Here is a 14,668-nt window from a genome sequence, read left to right as displayed (position 1 = left end):
GTGCCGTACGGCACCAGGGCCCCTCTACGCGTTTCACAGAGAGGTGCAAATGACAGCAGATGACTCGTACGGGCGTCTCGACGACGACGACTACCCCGCCTACACCATGGGCAGGGCTGCCGAAATGCTCGGCACCACCCAAGGTTTCCTTCGCGCCATCGGCGAAGCCCGCCTCATCACCCCGCTCCGCTCCGAGGGCGGCCACCGCCGCTACTCCCGCTACCAGTTGCGCATTGCCGCACGTGCCCGGGAGCTCGTCGATCAGGGCACCCCCATCGAAGCCGCCTGCCGCATCATCATCCTCGAAGACCAACTCGAAGAAGCCCAGCGCATCAACGCCGAGTACCGCCGCGCCGCGGAATCAGCCCCGCCACCGGACTCGGACTGAGGCGGGGTCGCCCGTCGTCGATTCCGCCGGGTTTCGACGGAGAACCACGCACGCATGCGCGGGCGAGGCCCCTTCGGGATCAGCGCCGCGTGGCCCAGGGGCATGTGAGCAGCGCCGAAGGACACGGTGCGGTCGACCAGTCGTCGTGGTCGGGGGGTGTCGAGGACCGTCCGCGACGGCGTACGGCCCGCCCCGTCCGTCAGACGGCCCCCCACATCGCTGTCCGTACCGGCGTCAGGAACCCGCCGAGACCGGGCGGGCCCGGAGACGGGCGGGGGCACGTCGTCGATCCGGGGCGGGAGTCCGGTCGGCGTCACCTCCTCGGACAGAGCCGCAGAGCCGCCGACGTCTCGGCCGCCGCCGGATATGGAAGGCGCGGAACGGCCTCGGTGACCTCCGGATCGCTCCCCTGCAGCCGCCCCTGGCCCGTACCGTACCGAAACTCCAAAACCGCCGGTCAGCGACCTGGAGCTGTTGTTTTCGTCGAGCCCCTTCGCGGCGGCCCCGCGCTGCGGACGTGTACGGCCGCAGCGAACGGATGCGCGCGGGGCGCATACTGGCGGCAATGACAAAGCCCAGTGCACCGAAGCGCTATTTGCCCACCAGCCCCTTCAAGGCCCCGGTCACGCTGCCTCCCAAGCAGTTCGCCGTAGGCGACCAGGTCACGCACGACGTGTACGGCCTCGGCCGGGTCATCGGCGTCGAGGGCGGGATCGCGACTGTCGTGGATTTCGGCTCGACGCAAGAGCGGATCCTCAGTCCGTACGCCAAGATGAGCAAGTTGTAGGGCCGCCGCCGTGCCCGGTCACGGCATACCGGCCTCGCCGCGACCGGGAAACTGGTCGGCGGCGAGGCCCTGGAACCGAGCACACCGCACCCGCGACGGCGCGCACCCCCGACGACGGGACGTCGACGGCGGCCGAAGGGCCCGCGCACACCGGCGAGGAGACCCTCGGCGGCTGGTTCATCGTCGTGGTCGCCGACCGTCCGTAGGTCGTGTCCCCCGTCGTGGTGTAGCCGATCACGGTCCGTCGCCTCCGCTTCGGAGCCGTCCGGGACGTGCCGCTGCGGTCCGTCGTGCGATCACCGCTGGTCCCGGCTCGGCGAGCCCCAACAGGGCCGCCGGCGAGGGCGAATCGGGCCACGACCTGCGGATTCCGCCAGCTTGATCGGCTACACCACTCGGCGGGACGCCATCCTCCCGGGCGGACGAAGCCGCTCAAGGGATGGTTCGTACGCGGACCACACCGCCGTTCTCGTCCGGATCGACGCCGCCCGGCAGCCCACACGACGGGGGAGGGCGGGCGCCGAACACGAACGCCTCCGCTCTCGGCTCGGGCCCTGCCCCGACGTTCCGGGGGTGCGACCGCCCGTCAGTTGTCGCTCACCGGTCCTGGAGCGCCGGAGCGGCATGCCGACCCCGGCCCCGGATCTCGCGTCGGCGCACGAACCACCAGACCACGGGCAGCAGAGCGAGCCAGACGACTGCCTGAAGCGGGACGCCGGCGAGGTCCCCCACGATCATGGCCGGCACAGCGCACAGCATCGCGCCGAACGCCACCTTGCCGTGGACCACGAGGAGCCGGGGAAGTCCTCGTTGCCCGTAGCGGCGAGCACCGGTGACCACCCGGCCCCCGGCGTAAGCGGTGAAGGCACCGACCGACAGCAGCGCCGACCCCACCGCGGTCACGAGCTGTGGCTCACCCAGCGGGGTGTCGGCCGTCTCCTGGGAGCGGCCGTCCTTGGTCACGGCGACCGCGTAGTCCTGCCACAGCGTGACGGTCACGACGTCGCCCGGCCGCAAATCCCCCAGCAGCGGGCCGGGCGCGCCCATGTCGACATCGCCCGAGACCTCGCGCGGGCCCCGGAGGCGCACCGAGAACTCCTCGTACGTGACCTCGTCCTTGATCACCGTGCTCACGACGGTCGCCGTCACGTCACGGAGACAGTCCTCGGCCGCGCCCGCGGAAGCGGGACACGGAGAGGCAGCGGCATAAGCCCGTTCGTCTTCGATCAGCTCCGGCACCACGCCCAGGAGAATCGCCCCCGCAAGCAGGGTCATAGCGAGGCCCAGAAGAGCCGCGCACGCGCCCCACGCCCGGTGCCAGACCGTACGCCGACGTACGGAACCCGCAGCCGCCGGCAGGGCGAGACGCGATGAAACCTCAGACACTCGACCTCCCCGCTCGAACTGCCCTTGCCCCTGCGATCACTGTGAAGACGACGACGGTGACCGAAGCCCCCAGCCCGGTGGCGAGCGGATCCGCCACGCCCCGGCCCGTCAACGGCCGCAGGAGCTCCACCGCGCCGAAGACGACGACGGAACCCGCGCAACCGGCGCACACACCCGCACCCCAGTCCCGACGCCGCCAGAACCAGTGCACGAGCACCACCAGCACCGCGAAGGCGACCGGGGGTGACGGCTCGCCGACGAAGGACAGCAGTCCCCCCGCCAGGCCGCACACCGCCCAACACCCCGCGAGCACCCACCCCGCCTCACGCCACGTGGCCCTTCGGCGACCCGTCATCGTCCCGGCCCCCTTCCAACGCCCCTTCGGCCGCGCCGGAAACCGGCGACCGCCCGTCACCACGCCGCATCGCCCCGTGGACGAAGGGGAGCCAGACGACGAGGAGGTAGAGCATCGGGCCGGCGGCACGGCAGAAGCCGACCACCCAGGGCTCCGTCAGCCCGGTCAGGCCGTACACACCGCTGCTCCCCATCCAGATCCCCAGGAGCACGAAACCCGCCACCCAGCAGCGCACCGCCCACAGCGGGCCACGAGCCGCCCACGCGGGAGCCCGCTCGGGGTGACTGAGCCATCCCCAGACGGTCCACGCCACCACCGGCCCCATGATCAGCTGGGCGACGTCGCCCAGCACGTCCCACAGCCGGTCCATGTCCCTCCCCTTTTGGTTGCGCGAGGCTCCGAGCCGCGGTGCCACGGGCGAGCACGCTTGTCACATCGCCCGGCCCCCAGGAAGGGGCCGATGCCCCCAGCAGTGAGGCCGCAGGCAGCACGAACGGTGCGAGCAGACGAACGAGACGGCATGAGACCGCCTTGATCCTCCGCGGCCTCGCCTCGGCACAGGACCGAGCATGTCATCCCACACGGGGGAACACATTGCCGGACCCCGGCAGCATTGCCCCGTGCGGACAGACGGCTCGGCCCCTGACGCGGCCTCCCGCGGCCTCGGTAGGGTCGTCACCACGCCAGCACCCGTTGTACGGCGTCACCACCTCGGCAATCGTCGGCTGCCCACACGGCCGCGCTGTGCCCGCACCCCAGGAGGCAGCCCCATGACATGGCAGTGGTTCGGCCTCGTGTTCTTCTCGCTCACGGTGCTGCCGGCGGGCCTGGCCATGGCCACGAACCGGGTCCCCGAGCGGCTGCGCCACCGACTGGCTCCCGTACGACCACGCGGCTGGGCCCTCCTGCTGATCTATGCCACCGCCCCCACCAACTCGCTCCCCCGCATAGCGGGCGCCTCCCCCGACCTCACCCTCGCCTGCACGGCGGCCGGCGGTGTGCTCGCCGTCGCCGGCTGCCTGTTCCTGAGCCTGACCGTCCGCACGCGCCGGCGCCGCCCGGTCGTGGCCCCGCGCGAGGGCTCCTGACCTCATGCCCGCAAAAGCACCTCGGACCAGCCGCGCGCGCCGTGAGGCCGTATCGCTCACCGCCTGGTGGGCCGTTCTCACCCTGGCCCTCTGGCTCCTGGGGCACGCGACGGGCCACCCGGCCGGCCTCACGGCGAGCGCCGCGTCCGCCGCAGTGATGGCTGCCATCGGCGAAGCCGGCGACTGGGCCCGCCGACGTTGGAGGGCGCGGCGTCACCCACCGGAGGAGCGCGACGCCTCCACCGGCCCCTGAACGGAAACCCGTGCCACAACGGGCCAGTAGGGACGGTGAACAGCCGTCACCAAGGGCTTCGCCGAATCGACCGACGCGAGGCCACCATGGGGCCAACAGCGCGTCGGGTACCAGTGGGCGCAGACCGCCGACTCCGGCCCGGGCACGCCCCGCGTCCCGACCGGTAGCGAACCCGTCCTGGCGGTGCTGAAGGACACGGCCGACAACCTCGCGAACATCCTGCGCGAGTACGCCGAGGCGGCCGTCGACCTGAACCGCGACCTCGCCGATGAACTCCACCGCGCCATGTGGAAGGCCGCCAAGGAGATCATCGACGACCTGGCCAAGCCCAAGGACCCCAAGAGCATCATCGGCACCGTCACGAACGCGATCGGCAAGGGCGTGGGCCTGGTCCTGTCCTTCGACGTCAAGACCGTCCTGAACATCGACACGGCCAAGCTCAAAAGGAATCGAAGGTCTGGCTGAAGGTCGACTCGAACGGCGACTACGACCTGGACCTCGCCGCCAACGAGTACCCGGACGAGGGCGGATACGGGCTGCCGCTCGTATCCGCCCTCGCCACCACCCGGGGTGTCGAGGCCCGTTCCGTCGGGAAGACGGTCCGGGCCGCCGTTCCGTGCGGTTAGAACACCGAGTCGAGGTCCGTGGCGTTCGTGTGCGGGGACGCGGACACGCCGGGCTTGAACGGGGCGGCCGTGTCGCCGGTGCCCGCGTAGAACCTGGCGCCCGAGGCTCCGACCGCGTAGAGGTCGGCGCGGCCGTCGCGGTCGGCGTCGCCGATGCCGACGAGGTGGGTGAAGACACCCCAGCCGCCGCCGATCCTCACCCGAGGGGCGTAGGTGCCGTCGCCCTTGCCCTCGTACAGCCACAGGACGCCGGACTCGTCGCGGGCGACCAGGTCTCCGGCGGGGGAGCCGGCGATGCTGCCGATGGCCTCCACCTGGTTGTAGATCTGCCAGCCCCAGCCGATCCGTACCCGTCCCGTACGGAACCGGCGCGGTCTCCGCCTTCATGGTGTCGTCGCGCCACAGCACACCGGAGGCGTCACGGGCCAGCAGGTCGGAGCTGCCGTTGTCGGTGTGGTCGTGCGCGCCGGCCGCGCGGGCGACCTCGAAGGTGCCGGTCTCCTTGAGGTCCGGGCCGATGCCGTTGCTCGGGGTGGCGTTGAGCTCCCAGGCGTAGTCGCCGCTGGGGGCGAACTCCTTGAGGCCCTCGGCGTTGGGGAGGAGTCCGTCCCAGGTGAAGCCGACGACCCTCGGGCCCGTGCTCGACGAGGCGGTGAAGTCGTACCGCACGCTCTTGCCCGTGGGGACGTGACGGAGCGTCATCGAGCCCTCGACGTTGCGCCGGGACAGGGTCCAGGAGAACTTCGTCTGGCCATCGTTCTGGTCGAGGTCCACGGCGGCGGGAACGTTCGAGGAGAGCAGCGTGAGCACGGTGGGCCCGGAGCTCGTCACGAGGGTGGCGGTCGGCGTGCCGTCCGCGCCGAGTGCGATCCGGTAGACGCCCTCGCCCTGGGCGACCGTGCCGCCGCGCACGATCTTCGTGCCATCGGGCGCCATGGCGGCCGAGGTCAGGTGGTCGAGGAGCTTGCGGGTGGTCGTTCCGTCCGTCAGGTTACGGGCGGTCAGCGCGTGCAGGGCGCTCGGTGCGCCGGCGCTGAGGCCGTTGACCGTGCCGTAGGTCACCCAGTCGCCGACCAGGCCGATCTCGGTCCCGTACGCCCACTCGCTGCCGAGCTTGAAGCTCTGCTTCGTACCGTTCGAGCGGTTGAGGACGACGATCGTCCCCGCGTACTGGTCCGTGTACTCGACCCAGGCGACGTGCGTCGCCGAAACGGCGATGTCCCCGCTCGCGCCGGTCGTGGTGCGGGGGTACGTCTCGGTCACCGCGCCGGTGGCGAGGTCGACGAGGCCCAGGAACTACTTGGTCCCCGTGCCCGTGCCGGTGGAGTAGGTCAGCAGGCCGTGGTGGGCCGTGCCCGCCCTGACGGTCATGCCCGTGGCACCCGCGGGGAGGTCGGTCACCGGCTCCTGCCCGACGCCCTGGGTGTGCATGTGGAGGTCCTTGCCTCCGATCGCGTTGTCGGAGGTGGTGAAGAGGGCCTGGCCGGCGGCGCCCACGTACTGCCGGAGGCTCTCTCTCGGGCCGAGGAAGACGCTCGTCAGCTGTTGGCCGTTGGAGATGTCCACGAGCTTGGCGTCGTCGCCCACCTGCATGCCCATGAGGTCCCCGGAGCCGGTGCCCTGGAGGGGGAATCGCGACGACAGCTCCTTCGGAGCGGACCCGTCCGCCGGTACCCAGCGCCGGTCGGACGCCGTGTCGCCGAGGGTCAGGAAGCCCGACGAGGTGGCCCCGAAGATCTCGTCGCCGCGCGGGAACGAGATGACGTCCTGCGTGGCCGTGGCGTCGGCCGTCGTCGTACCCGACGTCGTACCTGTGGTCGCACCCTCGGCTGCCGGGGCGGTCAGGGCGCTGGCTCCGACGGTGACGGCGAACACCGTGGCGACGGCGGAGAAGAGCCGACGGCGGACGGGTCGTGCGTGAGGCACGTGTGTTCCTTCCTGGGGTGCCGGGCGTGCGCTGAGGCGCGATGCGTGTGGTGCGCGCAGCGCTGCGCAACGCCCGGTCAGACTCACGATCAGATGAAGAGGTTGTACGTGCGGTACTCCCAGAAGTGCTCGGCGACCGCCTCGCGGGAGCGGAAGGGAGCACGCCAGCCGCCCGTGCCCTGGTAGAGGTAGGAGCTGCCGGTTCTGGAGCCGCTGGCGTACAGGTCGTTGCGGCCGTCGCGGTCGGCGTCGCCGATGCCGACGAGGTGGGTGTACGCGTTCCAACCGCCGCCGATCTTCGTACGCTGCGCGAACGTGCCGTCGCCCTTGCCCAGGTACAGCCACAGGACGCCGTCCCCATCACGGGCGACCAGGTCACCGGCCGAGGCACCCGCGACGTCACCCACGGCAGTGATCTGGTTGTAGACGCCCCAACCCCAACCGATCTTCACCCGCGGCGCGAAGGGAGCACGCCAGTCACCGGTGCCCTTGTAGAACCACAGGCCACCGGACGCATCAGTGGCAAGGAGGTCGGACCTCCCGTCACCATCGAGGTCACTACCACCAGTGATCTTGTTGTAGACCTGCCAACCACCACCGATCCTCGTACGAGGAGCGAACGTGCCGTCACCCTTGCCCAGGTACTCCCAAAGGACACCGTCCCCATCACGGGCGACCAGATCACCGACCGAAGCACCCGCGACATCACCCACCGCCTCGATCTGGTCATAGACGTTCCAACCCCAGCCGACGAGCTTCTCCGGATACTGGGTGAGGTCGTCGTACGCGTAGTAGGTGTCGCTCATCCACAGCCGCCCCGAGCCGTCCCGGCGCAGTACGTCCGGCGAGCCGTCGTCGTCGTAGTCGTGCGGGGCGGGCTCGCGGGTGAGCGTGAACGTGCCGGAGGCGACGAGGTCCGGTCCGATGCCGTTGAGCGGTTTGGCCTTGATCTCCCAGGTGTACGCACCGCTGGGCGCCCCGGTCGGCGTGCCCCGCTCGCCGTTCAGGTCGACGTCACCGTTCCAGTCGAGGCGGGCGATGTGGGGGTCGTCGACCAAGTCCCCCGAGGGGTACACGTCCGCCCTCTTCGTCTCCCCGCTCTGGACGTGGCGCAGCGTGACCGCCATCGCCACGTTGGTCCGGGACAGGCGCCAGTCCAGCCGGACGGGGCCCTCGGCGGGGTCGGCGTTGATCACCGAAGGAACCTCGTGGCCCAGGAGCGTGACCTTGGTCGGCTCGCCGGTGCTCGCGGCCGGTTCGGCGACCGGGACGCCGTCGGCGCCGGTACGGATCCGGTAGAGGCCCTCGCCCTGTGCCGCCGTGCCGCCGCGTACGAGCTGCGTCCCGTCGGGCCCGGAGACCTCTCCCTTCACGTGGTCCAGGAGCTTGCGCGTGGTCCCGGTCGTCAGGGAGCGGGCGGTCAGCGAGTAGAGGGGGTTCGGCTCGTACGCGCCGAGGCCGTCGTGCTCCGCGTACGTCACCCAGTCCCCGACCAGGCCGACCGAGACGCGGCCCGCGGTACCCAGGGGGACGCGCTGGGTCTTGCCGGTTCCGCGCTCGACGACGACCACCGACGCCCGCGAGGAGGAGTCGTACTCGACCCAGGCGACGTGCGTCTTCGACAGGGTGGGCCAGCCGCCCCACTGTCCCGTGGTGACGATCTCGCGATGGTCGGTGGCCGCACCGGTGGCGAGGTCGAGCAGCGCCCAGTACCGCTTGCCGCCGCTCTGGTAGGTCAGCAGGGCGCGGCCGGGTTCGGACGGGACTGCGGAGGCGCGCACTCGGGTGGCGTCCGCGGGCAGGCCGGTCACCGTCCGGTCCGCCGGTTCACCGTCGGTCCTGGTGAGGAGGTGGAGGTCCTCACCGGTGGTCCCGGAAGTCGTGGCGAAGAGGGTCGCGCCGGCGACTCCGCTGTAGTCGGCGCCGGCGGTGCCCACGGTCCGCAGGTCGACGGCGAGGAGGTCCGCGCCGGTGGCCATGTCCCGCAGGGTGTAGTTGAAGCCGTCTCCGAAGACGACGACGTCGGAGCCGCGGGAGCCCTGGACGAAGAGGTGCGGCAGGACGGTCGAAGAGCCGTCCGCGTACCTCGTCCACCGGTACTCGTGGCCGTCGCTGCCCGGTCCCCCCGTCAGGAAGCCCGTCGCGCCGGCGCTCCAGAGAGTGGAGTCGAGCGGATACGGGACCGGGGCCGCCTCGGTGGCGGCAGCCACCGAGGCGCCGTCGGCTGAAGCGGCGGCCGTCGCTGCCACGGCCGGTGCGGCGAGGGCCGGGACGGCGAGGGTCCCCACGGTGACGGTGAGCGCGACGCCCACCGCGCCGGCGAGTATGTGACGAGACCTCGATGTCTGTTGCACGGTACGGCCCTCCCCGAAGAGGCCGCGCGCGTCAGCGGGCGGCCGTGATGAGCGAGGGCCACCGGTAGTGTCCCCCACCAGGCCTGAGTCCCCCGCGTCCAGTGCCGGGGAGGATAGCAACCGGCTTTCCGCGGCGCGCCCGCAGGTCAGGGTCTCCGGAGCCGCTCCGCCACGCCCGTCCCACCCGGCCCCGCGAAGACACCCAGCCGCCCGCCGATCCCGCTGGAGGCCCCGCACGAGCCGTCCGACCTGCTCCCTACGCCGTCGTCACTGGCGCAGGGCCACGGCGCACGCCGCGCAGACGGCCGCTGACAGCAGCATCGCCTCCGCCACGGCATCGGCAACCAGCCGGCGTCGTACCGGGCCGTTCGCCCCCGGCGCACGTCGCCGCCGCTTGTGGTGCTTCTTGAGCTCCACGGCCGCCTCGTCCGAGCTCTTGAAGACCCTGTCGAGCAGCGAGCCGGCGAATCCGACGGCGAGGTATCCGTCGTCCTCGGCGTCCGCCACGGTCTCCTTGGGGAGCACGGTCAGGCTCCCGGACGAACCGACCTCGATCTTCCGGATCGCCCCGTAAGGCACCTCGTAGCTGAACAGCGGATTGACCACGGTGAGGGAGTTCTCGCCGAGGTGCACTCGGGAGCGCATGACGCGGTAGCAGCACGAACCGGAGACGAGCAGCAGCGCCGCAGCGATCCAACCGTCCGGGTCGTCCCGCAGCAGCGCGTCGTGGAGGGCCAAGGCGGACCCGCCCCCGAACAGCGCGAGGACGAGCAGCGCGAGCACCCGGAAGGACCGGCGGCGGAGCACCCGACCGCCCGTCACAGGGCCGTATTCCATTTCTCCCCCGTTCTCCCCGTTCTCCCCGTACCGCTCGGGCGCATCGAGAGCGCCGGAGCGACGACGGGGACGACTCTTGACACGACCCCGGTCCCGGGACGGTTCCCCGGTCGCCTGACCCCGGATGAGGAAACCGGTCCGCCCCACCGAGGTCCACGGCGACCGCCAGGCCCGAGGAGGTCGCCCCCGCCTGCAAGCGGTTCGACGCCACCGGTCCGTCCGAGCACCGGTCCGTCCGAGCACCGCTTCGCCGACCGTCGCTCACCTCCGCGCTCCTGACGGTGAGTCGCTCGCTCAGGCCGCCCCGCCGGTGGCCACCGGCCGGCCGGAGGGCAGGCCCCACTCGCTCCACGAGCCGTCGTACACGGCGAGGTCGCGGTAACCGGCGAGGGTGGCCCCGAGCGCGAGGACGCAGGCGGTGACCCCGGAGCCGCAACTGAAGTACAACCGCTCGCGCTTGCCCACCGCGGCCTCGAACGCGGTGCGCAGCTCGTCCGCCGGCCGCATCAGCCCGCCGTCCCGCTGGAGTTCGCCGAAGGGCAGGCTGACGGAACCGGGCATGTGGCCGCCGCGCAGGCCCGGGCGCGGCTCGGGCGCGGTGCCGGCGTACCGCTCGCGGGTGCGGGCGTCGAGGACGGCGGCGGCCGGGTCGGCGAGGACGGCGGTGACGGCGTCGGCGTCCACGACCAGACCCGGCCGGGGCCGGGCGGTGAAGGTGCCGCGCGGGCCGTCGTACGCGGCGGGCACGGGTTCGACCGGATGGCCGGCCGCGGTCCAGGCGGGCAAGCCGCCGTCGAGGACGGCGACCCGGTCGAAGCCCATGGTGCGCAGCATCCACCAGGCGCGGGCGCTGGAGTAGATGCCCTGCGCGTCGTAGACGACGACCGTGTCGGTGTCGTGCACGCCGAGCGCGCGCACGGCCTCGGTGAACGGCTGGGCGCCGGGCAGGGTGTGCGGCACGGCGGAGGTGTGGTCGGACAGTTCCCCGTCGAGGTCGAAGGGCCGGGCCCCGGGGATGCGCCGGGCCGCGCCCCGGTGGGCTCCGACGGAGGCGTCGAAGAGCACCGTGCCCGTCCCCTGCCGTGCGGCCAGCCAACCGGTGCTGACGAGCGGGCCGGGCAGTCCGCCGGCAGCGGTGGCGGGGAGTGCCGTCGCACTCATGTGGGTACCTCCGGGGGAATCGGCGGGTCGCCACCGTGTGGTGCCGGAGGACCTGCCCGCCGTGCGTTCGGGTTCGGTCGTCACATCCTCCTCGGTGTTCCCGTCGACCGCACGGCCGGTCGGGGGGCAGCCCGGACTCGGCCCCGGGCCTTCGCCCTTGCCCCATTCGCTAGGTGCGGGGGGCGGTGAGCAGATAGGTGAGGTGGGTGACCCGGGGAGAGGCGACCACCCGTGCGGGTTCGAGGCCGAGGGTCGGCGCGACGCCGTCGAGGGACATGCCCGGGCTGGCGAAGACCTTGCTCATGCCTGCTCCTCGGCGGTGAGGAAGGCCGTCAGGGCGGGGGCGAGGACCTTCGGGTCGATGGAGTGCTCCTGGCCGGGGAAGACCTGGAGGGTGAAGTCCTCTCCGAGCGCGGCGAGTTCCCGAGCTCCGGTGAGCATGTGCGGGGCGCCCGCGTCACCGCTGCCGACGAGGACGGGGACCGTCACCGTCCGCCAGCGGTCGGCGGGGAGGGGCGGCCGGACATGGTCTCGCCCATGATCCGTCCGTCGTAGGGCAGCGTGGGGGCGGTGGCCTCCAGGTCGGCCCAGAAGGGGGCCTGCCGCATGCCGGCGACCGCCTCGGCCGGCAGGCCCACGGCCGCGGTCAGGAAGTAGGCCACCGCATCGCCGTGCGCGCCCCGTTCCACGAGCCCTTCCAGGTGGGCGACGTAGTCGGCGGGCAGCGGCGGGCGGCTGTCGTCGGTGACGAAGGGCGGCTCGTACAGGGCGAGCCGGGTCACGGCGCTCCCCGGGCCGCGGCCTCCAGCGCCAGCACGGCGCCGGAGGACATGCCGAAGAGCACGGCCTCGCCGCCCGCGCGCTCGATCAGCGCGTCCAGGTCCTCGGCCTCGTGCCGCACGTCGTAGGACGGCCCGTCGCCGCTGTCGCCGCGGCCACGGCGGTCGTAGGTGAAGACCGTGAAGTGCTCGGACAGCAGGTCGGCGAGTTCCGCGGAGGCATGCCGCCTCGACGAGGTGTACGCGTTCACATCGACGGGCCCCCGGCAACACGACGACCGGGCACGGGACGTCCTGACCGTCATGGACCGATCGGTCACCGCCGGGACGGCCGCAGGCGGAAGGCCCGCGGCCACTGCCGGCAGGCGGCCCGGAGCACCGGCACATCCGCACGCCCCGGCCCGAGTAGGAGCCCGGCAGGGATGAGTAGGCGCGCTCAGGCGACGGAACCCCAGCCCCTCGAAACTGATCGCACAACGAGCGGAACGGGAAGGGGAACGCGATGGAACGGCGCTGGTCCAAGGCCGAGATGTGGGTGCCCGGCGGCTACCTGGCCCTCGTGCTGGCGCTGGAGCTCGGGACGTACGCGATCGGGCGCACCGGCGACGCCGGCTTCGCCGGGATCTGGCCGCTGCTGGCCACCGCCCCCGTGAGCCTGCTGCTCCTGGGCTTCTTCGGCCCCGCGGTGAAGGCCGCTTCGGCAGACCCGGCGCCCGCAGTGGTGCCCCACCACGGCGAGCAGCCGCCCACCCCGCTGCCTACGGAGCTCTCCCCCGAGAACACTCCGCTCCCGGCCGACTGGACCCCCGACACCACGGCCGCCGGGCCGGAGGCGTGGTCGGCCCTCGGTTTCCACGCCGCCGTCCTGATCGGCGCCCTGGTCAACGCCGCCGCGATCTGGGCCTTCGTGCGCTTCCTCGTCCAGCGGCGCCTCGGCTCCACCGGACGCGCCGGGGTCTAGGCGCCGCCAGGGCGAGTCCCCGACCTGCCGCGGTGAGGACACGCAGTCGACGGGATGGCATCCGTTGGAGGCGGGAAGTGCCCCGACAACACGTCGTACCACGTGTTCGGGCAATGCCACGGGGCGCAATCGCGTGCTTCGGGGAACAGGGAACAGGGAACAGGAGCAGCCAACCCGACGGATACGGGGCAGACGGCCGGCTCGTCCGCCGCGAAGTGTGTTACGAGGCGCGGGGAGAGGGCCCCGTCCTCGCGGCGGTTCACCCGGTGATGGCGAAATCGCATGTTCTTCCGGTACGTCGACGCCACATCCGGCCAGCGGCCCCAGCAAATCGCTCGTTCCCGCCCGGGATCCGGGGCCCCAAAAAAACACCGGCAGAAGCGCGAGTGCCGGTGCCCGCCGAATCGGGATCGACAGGGCCGGTGGTTGCGAAGAGCGTGAACGACACCATGAACACGAGTGCCAGCCCGGTAGGCTCACGAAGGAGCTTCATTGCTCGCGGACGCTTGCCCGCAGCAAATGAGGGCCTCAGCCGTACAAGAATTGAAGGTGCTCATGAAGTGACATTGCAGGAGGCCGAACATGCGCGAGGCATGTGAATCGGGCACTGATTGCCATAACGGCGGCACGCCCTGCGGGAACGGTGTCGAGTACTACCTGAACGCGGTCCGTGCCGGCCTCGCCGATCAGTCTTCCGCCCCTGCCTGTCTCCTGCGGCTACAGCTCCTCCAGCCCGTCCCCGGCACCGAGCAGTCACTGACGCCCATCCGCCCGTCCTCCGCCCTCGCCATGCTCGTGCGCCCCATCGAGGAGGAGATCCACCAGCGGCAGGCGATCGCTCAAGGACTGCAGCGGGCCCTGGATCCGATCGAGACGCTCTACAACGCCCAGCAGCGCCCCACCACGGACCTGGTGATGCTCACGGGCCTGCCGGCCATCAATGCCGCCATCGACGATGCCACCGAGAGGTGCACCTCCGAGCTGCTGACGGCACAGCCCGGAGGAAGCCGCTCCGTGACGGTCCTGACCGAGGCCCTGCAGCGAAGTCGAGACCTGCTCGCCCGCGGGGTCCGTTTGCGGACCTTGTACCAGCACACCGTGCGTCACAACCCGGCAACCATGGAATACGTCCATCAGGTCACTGACGCCGGCGCCCGGGCCCAGGTCCGCACGCTGGACGAGCTCTTCGAGCGGTTGATCATCTTCGATCGGGAAGTGGCGTTCATCCCGGCCCGCAGCGACCGGCAGAGCGCACTCGAAGTCCGCAACCAGGCCCTCATCACCTTTCTCGTGGACGTCTACGAGCACGCCTGGCAGCGCGCGACCCCACTCGCTCCCAGGGGTCGAAGCAGGGAGGAGCCCAGCGTGGTCCCGAGCATCCGCCGGACCATCTGCCAGCTGCTGATCTCCGGTTACGTCGACGAAGCCATCGCCCGGCGCCTCGGCATGAGCGTCCGGACGTGCCGGTCGCACATCGCGAAGATCGCCGAGCAGCTCGGAAGCACCAATCGGGCGCAGCTCGGCTATCTACTGGCCACCTCGGACCTCCTCGGCGAGCCCGACACGACGGTTCCGGAGTGACCTCGTGGGAACCGAGCCGCGCGTCCCCCCTGCGGACCGGCGGCAGGCACGTGGCTCGCGGGACGGCCGAGTGCACGGCAGGAATGAGCAACTCGCCTCCCTCCAAAATGATTTCAGCATGCTGGGCATGGGCGCGCTGTGCCGGCTCGTGTGTACGGGACATCGGCTGCACCGCAAGCCGCATCG

Annotated in this window: 20 protein-coding genes; 8 read left to right on the top strand and 12 right to left on the bottom strand. The window is 71.6% G+C overall.

From position 1 onward, the window contains the following. Positions 1-49 precede the first annotated feature (49 nt). Positions 50-388 carry a MerR family transcriptional regulator gene (locus ACFW2Y_RS03435; RefSeq protein ID WP_384872842.1) on the top strand — a complete coding sequence of 113 codons (339 nt, stop codon included), beginning with the start codon at positions 50-52 and terminating at the stop codon, positions 386-388. A 565-nt stretch (positions 389-953) separates the two neighbouring features. Next, on the top strand, positions 954-1,175 hold the full coding sequence (locus ACFW2Y_RS03430; protein ID WP_384872839.1) for a hypothetical protein: 222 nt from the start codon (positions 954-956) through the stop codon (positions 1,173-1,175). Between the two features lie 597 nt (positions 1,176-1,772). Here ACFW2Y_RS03430 and ACFW2Y_RS03425 read toward each other — a convergent pair. From ACFW2Y_RS03425 to ACFW2Y_RS03415, 3 genes are all read right to left on the bottom strand, one after another. Next, a complete protein-coding gene (locus ACFW2Y_RS03425; protein WP_384872837.1) occupies positions 1,773-2,309 on the bottom strand; it encodes a hypothetical protein in 537 nt (178 codons plus the stop codon). Between the two features lie 244 nt (positions 2,310-2,553). Then, complete coding sequence (locus ACFW2Y_RS03420) at positions 2,554-2,874, bottom strand: hypothetical protein (protein ID WP_384872834.1); 321 nt, start codon at positions 2,872-2,874, stop codon at positions 2,554-2,556. A gap of 10 nt (positions 2,875-2,884) precedes the next feature. After that, positions 2,885-3,286 (bottom strand): hypothetical protein, encoded by a 402-nt coding sequence (locus ACFW2Y_RS03415; protein ID WP_384872832.1) that lies wholly within the window; start codon positions 3,284-3,286, stop codon positions 2,885-2,887. Positions 3,287-3,686: 400 nt separating this feature from the next. Between ACFW2Y_RS03415 and ACFW2Y_RS03410 the strand changes: the two genes are divergently transcribed. From ACFW2Y_RS03410 to ACFW2Y_RS03400, 3 genes are all read left to right on the top strand, one after another. Next, a complete protein-coding gene (locus ACFW2Y_RS03410; RefSeq protein ID WP_384872829.1) occupies positions 3,687-4,004 on the top strand; it encodes a hypothetical protein in 318 nt (105 codons plus the stop codon). Positions 4,005-4,008: 4 nt separating this feature from the next. Next, positions 4,009-4,257, top strand: a complete 249-nt coding sequence (locus ACFW2Y_RS03405) for a hypothetical protein (RefSeq protein WP_384872826.1) — start codon at positions 4,009-4,011, stop codon at positions 4,255-4,257. Positions 4,258-4,440: 183 nt separating this feature from the next. After that, positions 4,441-4,722 carry a hypothetical protein gene (locus tag ACFW2Y_RS03400; protein WP_384872824.1) on the top strand — a complete coding sequence of 94 codons (282 nt, stop codon included), beginning with the start codon at positions 4,441-4,443 and terminating at the stop codon, positions 4,720-4,722. Between the two features lie 157 nt (positions 4,723-4,879). Here the strand turns inward: ACFW2Y_RS03400 and ACFW2Y_RS03395 are convergent, their stop codons facing one another. Then, the gene (locus ACFW2Y_RS03395) at positions 4,880-5,197 is read right to left on the bottom strand and encodes an FG-GAP repeat domain-containing protein (RefSeq protein WP_384872821.1); all 318 of its coding nucleotides are present in this window, start codon (positions 5,195-5,197) and stop codon (positions 4,880-4,882) included. An 800-nt stretch (positions 5,198-5,997) separates the two neighbouring features. On the opposite strand from ACFW2Y_RS03395, the gene ACFW2Y_RS03390 reads away from it, so the two are divergent. Further along, complete coding sequence (locus tag ACFW2Y_RS03390) at positions 5,998-6,213, top strand: hypothetical protein (RefSeq protein WP_384872818.1); 216 nt, start codon at positions 5,998-6,000, stop codon at positions 6,211-6,213. Here the strand turns inward: ACFW2Y_RS03390 and ACFW2Y_RS03385 are convergent. The 8 genes from ACFW2Y_RS03385 to ACFW2Y_RS03350 form a co-directional block, all read right to left on the bottom strand. After that, the gene (locus ACFW2Y_RS03385; RefSeq protein ID WP_384872815.1) at positions 6,180-6,809 is read right to left on the bottom strand and encodes a hypothetical protein; all 630 of its coding nucleotides are present in this window, start codon (positions 6,807-6,809) and stop codon (positions 6,180-6,182) included. The genes ACFW2Y_RS03390 and ACFW2Y_RS03385 overlap by 34 nt on opposite strands. An 89-nt stretch (positions 6,810-6,898) precedes the next feature. After that, entirely contained in the window at positions 6,899-9,121 is a 2,223-nt protein-coding gene (locus tag ACFW2Y_RS03380) for an FG-GAP repeat domain-containing protein (RefSeq protein ID WP_384872812.1), read from the bottom strand. Positions 9,122-9,430: 309 nt separating this feature from the next. Continuing rightward, a complete protein-coding gene (locus tag ACFW2Y_RS03375; RefSeq protein WP_384872809.1) occupies positions 9,431-10,000 on the bottom strand; it encodes a PH domain-containing protein in 570 nt (189 codons plus the stop codon). Positions 10,001-10,294: 294 nt separating this feature from the next. Further along, complete coding sequence (locus tag ACFW2Y_RS03370; RefSeq protein ID WP_384872806.1) at positions 10,295-11,161, bottom strand: sulfurtransferase; 867 nt, start codon at positions 11,159-11,161, stop codon at positions 10,295-10,297. Between the two features lie 169 nt (positions 11,162-11,330). Further along, complete coding sequence (locus ACFW2Y_RS03365; protein ID WP_384872803.1) at positions 11,331-11,465, bottom strand: hypothetical protein; 135 nt, start codon at positions 11,463-11,465, stop codon at positions 11,331-11,333. Next, the gene (locus tag ACFW2Y_RS03360) at positions 11,462-11,650 is read right to left on the bottom strand and encodes a hypothetical protein (RefSeq protein ID WP_384872800.1); all 189 of its coding nucleotides are present in this window, start codon (positions 11,648-11,650) and stop codon (positions 11,462-11,464) included. The genes ACFW2Y_RS03365 and ACFW2Y_RS03360 overlap by 4 nt, the downstream gene beginning before the upstream one ends. Beyond that, positions 11,647-11,943 carry a hypothetical protein gene (locus ACFW2Y_RS03355; protein ID WP_384872797.1) on the bottom strand — a complete coding sequence of 99 codons (297 nt, stop codon included), beginning with the start codon at positions 11,941-11,943 and terminating at the stop codon, positions 11,647-11,649. The genes ACFW2Y_RS03360 and ACFW2Y_RS03355 overlap by 4 nt, the downstream gene beginning before the upstream one ends. Then, positions 11,940-12,191 carry an alpha/beta fold hydrolase gene (locus ACFW2Y_RS03350; RefSeq protein WP_384872794.1) on the bottom strand — a complete coding sequence of 84 codons (252 nt, stop codon included), beginning with the start codon at positions 12,189-12,191 and terminating at the stop codon, positions 11,940-11,942. The genes ACFW2Y_RS03355 and ACFW2Y_RS03350 overlap by 4 nt, the downstream gene beginning before the upstream one ends. A gap of 251 nt (positions 12,192-12,442) precedes the next feature. Here ACFW2Y_RS03350 and ACFW2Y_RS03345 point away from each other — a divergent pair, with 251 nt between their 5' ends. Next, positions 12,443-12,901 carry an SCO4225 family membrane protein gene (locus tag ACFW2Y_RS03345; RefSeq protein WP_384872791.1) on the top strand — a complete coding sequence of 153 codons (459 nt, stop codon included), beginning with the start codon at positions 12,443-12,445 and terminating at the stop codon, positions 12,899-12,901. Positions 12,902-13,483: 582 nt separating this feature from the next. After that, on the top strand, positions 13,484-14,482 hold the full coding sequence (locus ACFW2Y_RS03340; protein ID WP_384872789.1) for a LuxR C-terminal-related transcriptional regulator: 999 nt from the start codon (positions 13,484-13,486) through the stop codon (positions 14,480-14,482). The last annotated feature ends 186 nt before the right edge of the window (positions 14,483-14,668 follow it).

It is taken from the genome of Streptomyces sp. NPDC058877, from assembly GCF_042742855.1.
Lineage (GTDB): Bacteria > Actinomycetota > Actinomycetes > Streptomycetales > Streptomycetaceae > Streptomyces.
The sequence above is the reverse complement of the archived record's forward strand: the minus strand, read 5'-3'. Positions and strand labels throughout refer to the sequence as shown.

Coding starts and splice junctions, on each gene's coding strand:
- ACFW2Y_RS03405 (WP_384872826.1), top strand. CDS start 4,009: ATGCCCGCAAAAGCACCTCGGACCAGCCGCGCGCGCCGTGAGGCCGTA.
- ACFW2Y_RS03415 (WP_384872832.1), bottom strand. CDS start 3,286: ATGGACCGGCTGTGGGACGTGCTGGGCGACGTCGCCCAGCTGATCATG.
- ACFW2Y_RS03370 (WP_384872806.1), bottom strand. CDS start 11,161: ATGAGTGCGACGGCACTCCCCGCCACCGCTGCCGGCGGACTGCCCGGC.
- ACFW2Y_RS03365 (WP_384872803.1), bottom strand. CDS start 11,465: ATGAGCAAGGTCTTCGCCAGCCCGGGCATGTCCCTCGACGGCGTCGCG.
- ACFW2Y_RS03435 (WP_384872842.1), top strand. CDS start 50: ATGACAGCAGATGACTCGTACGGGCGTCTCGACGACGACGACTACCCC.
- ACFW2Y_RS03375 (WP_384872809.1), bottom strand. CDS start 10,000: ATGGAATACGGCCCTGTGACGGGCGGTCGGGTGCTCCGCCGCCGGTCC.
- ACFW2Y_RS03345 (WP_384872791.1), top strand. CDS start 12,443: ATGGAACGGCGCTGGTCCAAGGCCGAGATGTGGGTGCCCGGCGGCTAC.
- ACFW2Y_RS03340 (WP_384872789.1), top strand. CDS start 13,484: ATGCGCGAGGCATGTGAATCGGGCACTGATTGCCATAACGGCGGCACG.
- ACFW2Y_RS03410 (WP_384872829.1), top strand. CDS start 3,687: ATGACATGGCAGTGGTTCGGCCTCGTGTTCTTCTCGCTCACGGTGCTG.
- ACFW2Y_RS03430 (WP_384872839.1), top strand. CDS start 954: ATGACAAAGCCCAGTGCACCGAAGCGCTATTTGCCCACCAGCCCCTTC.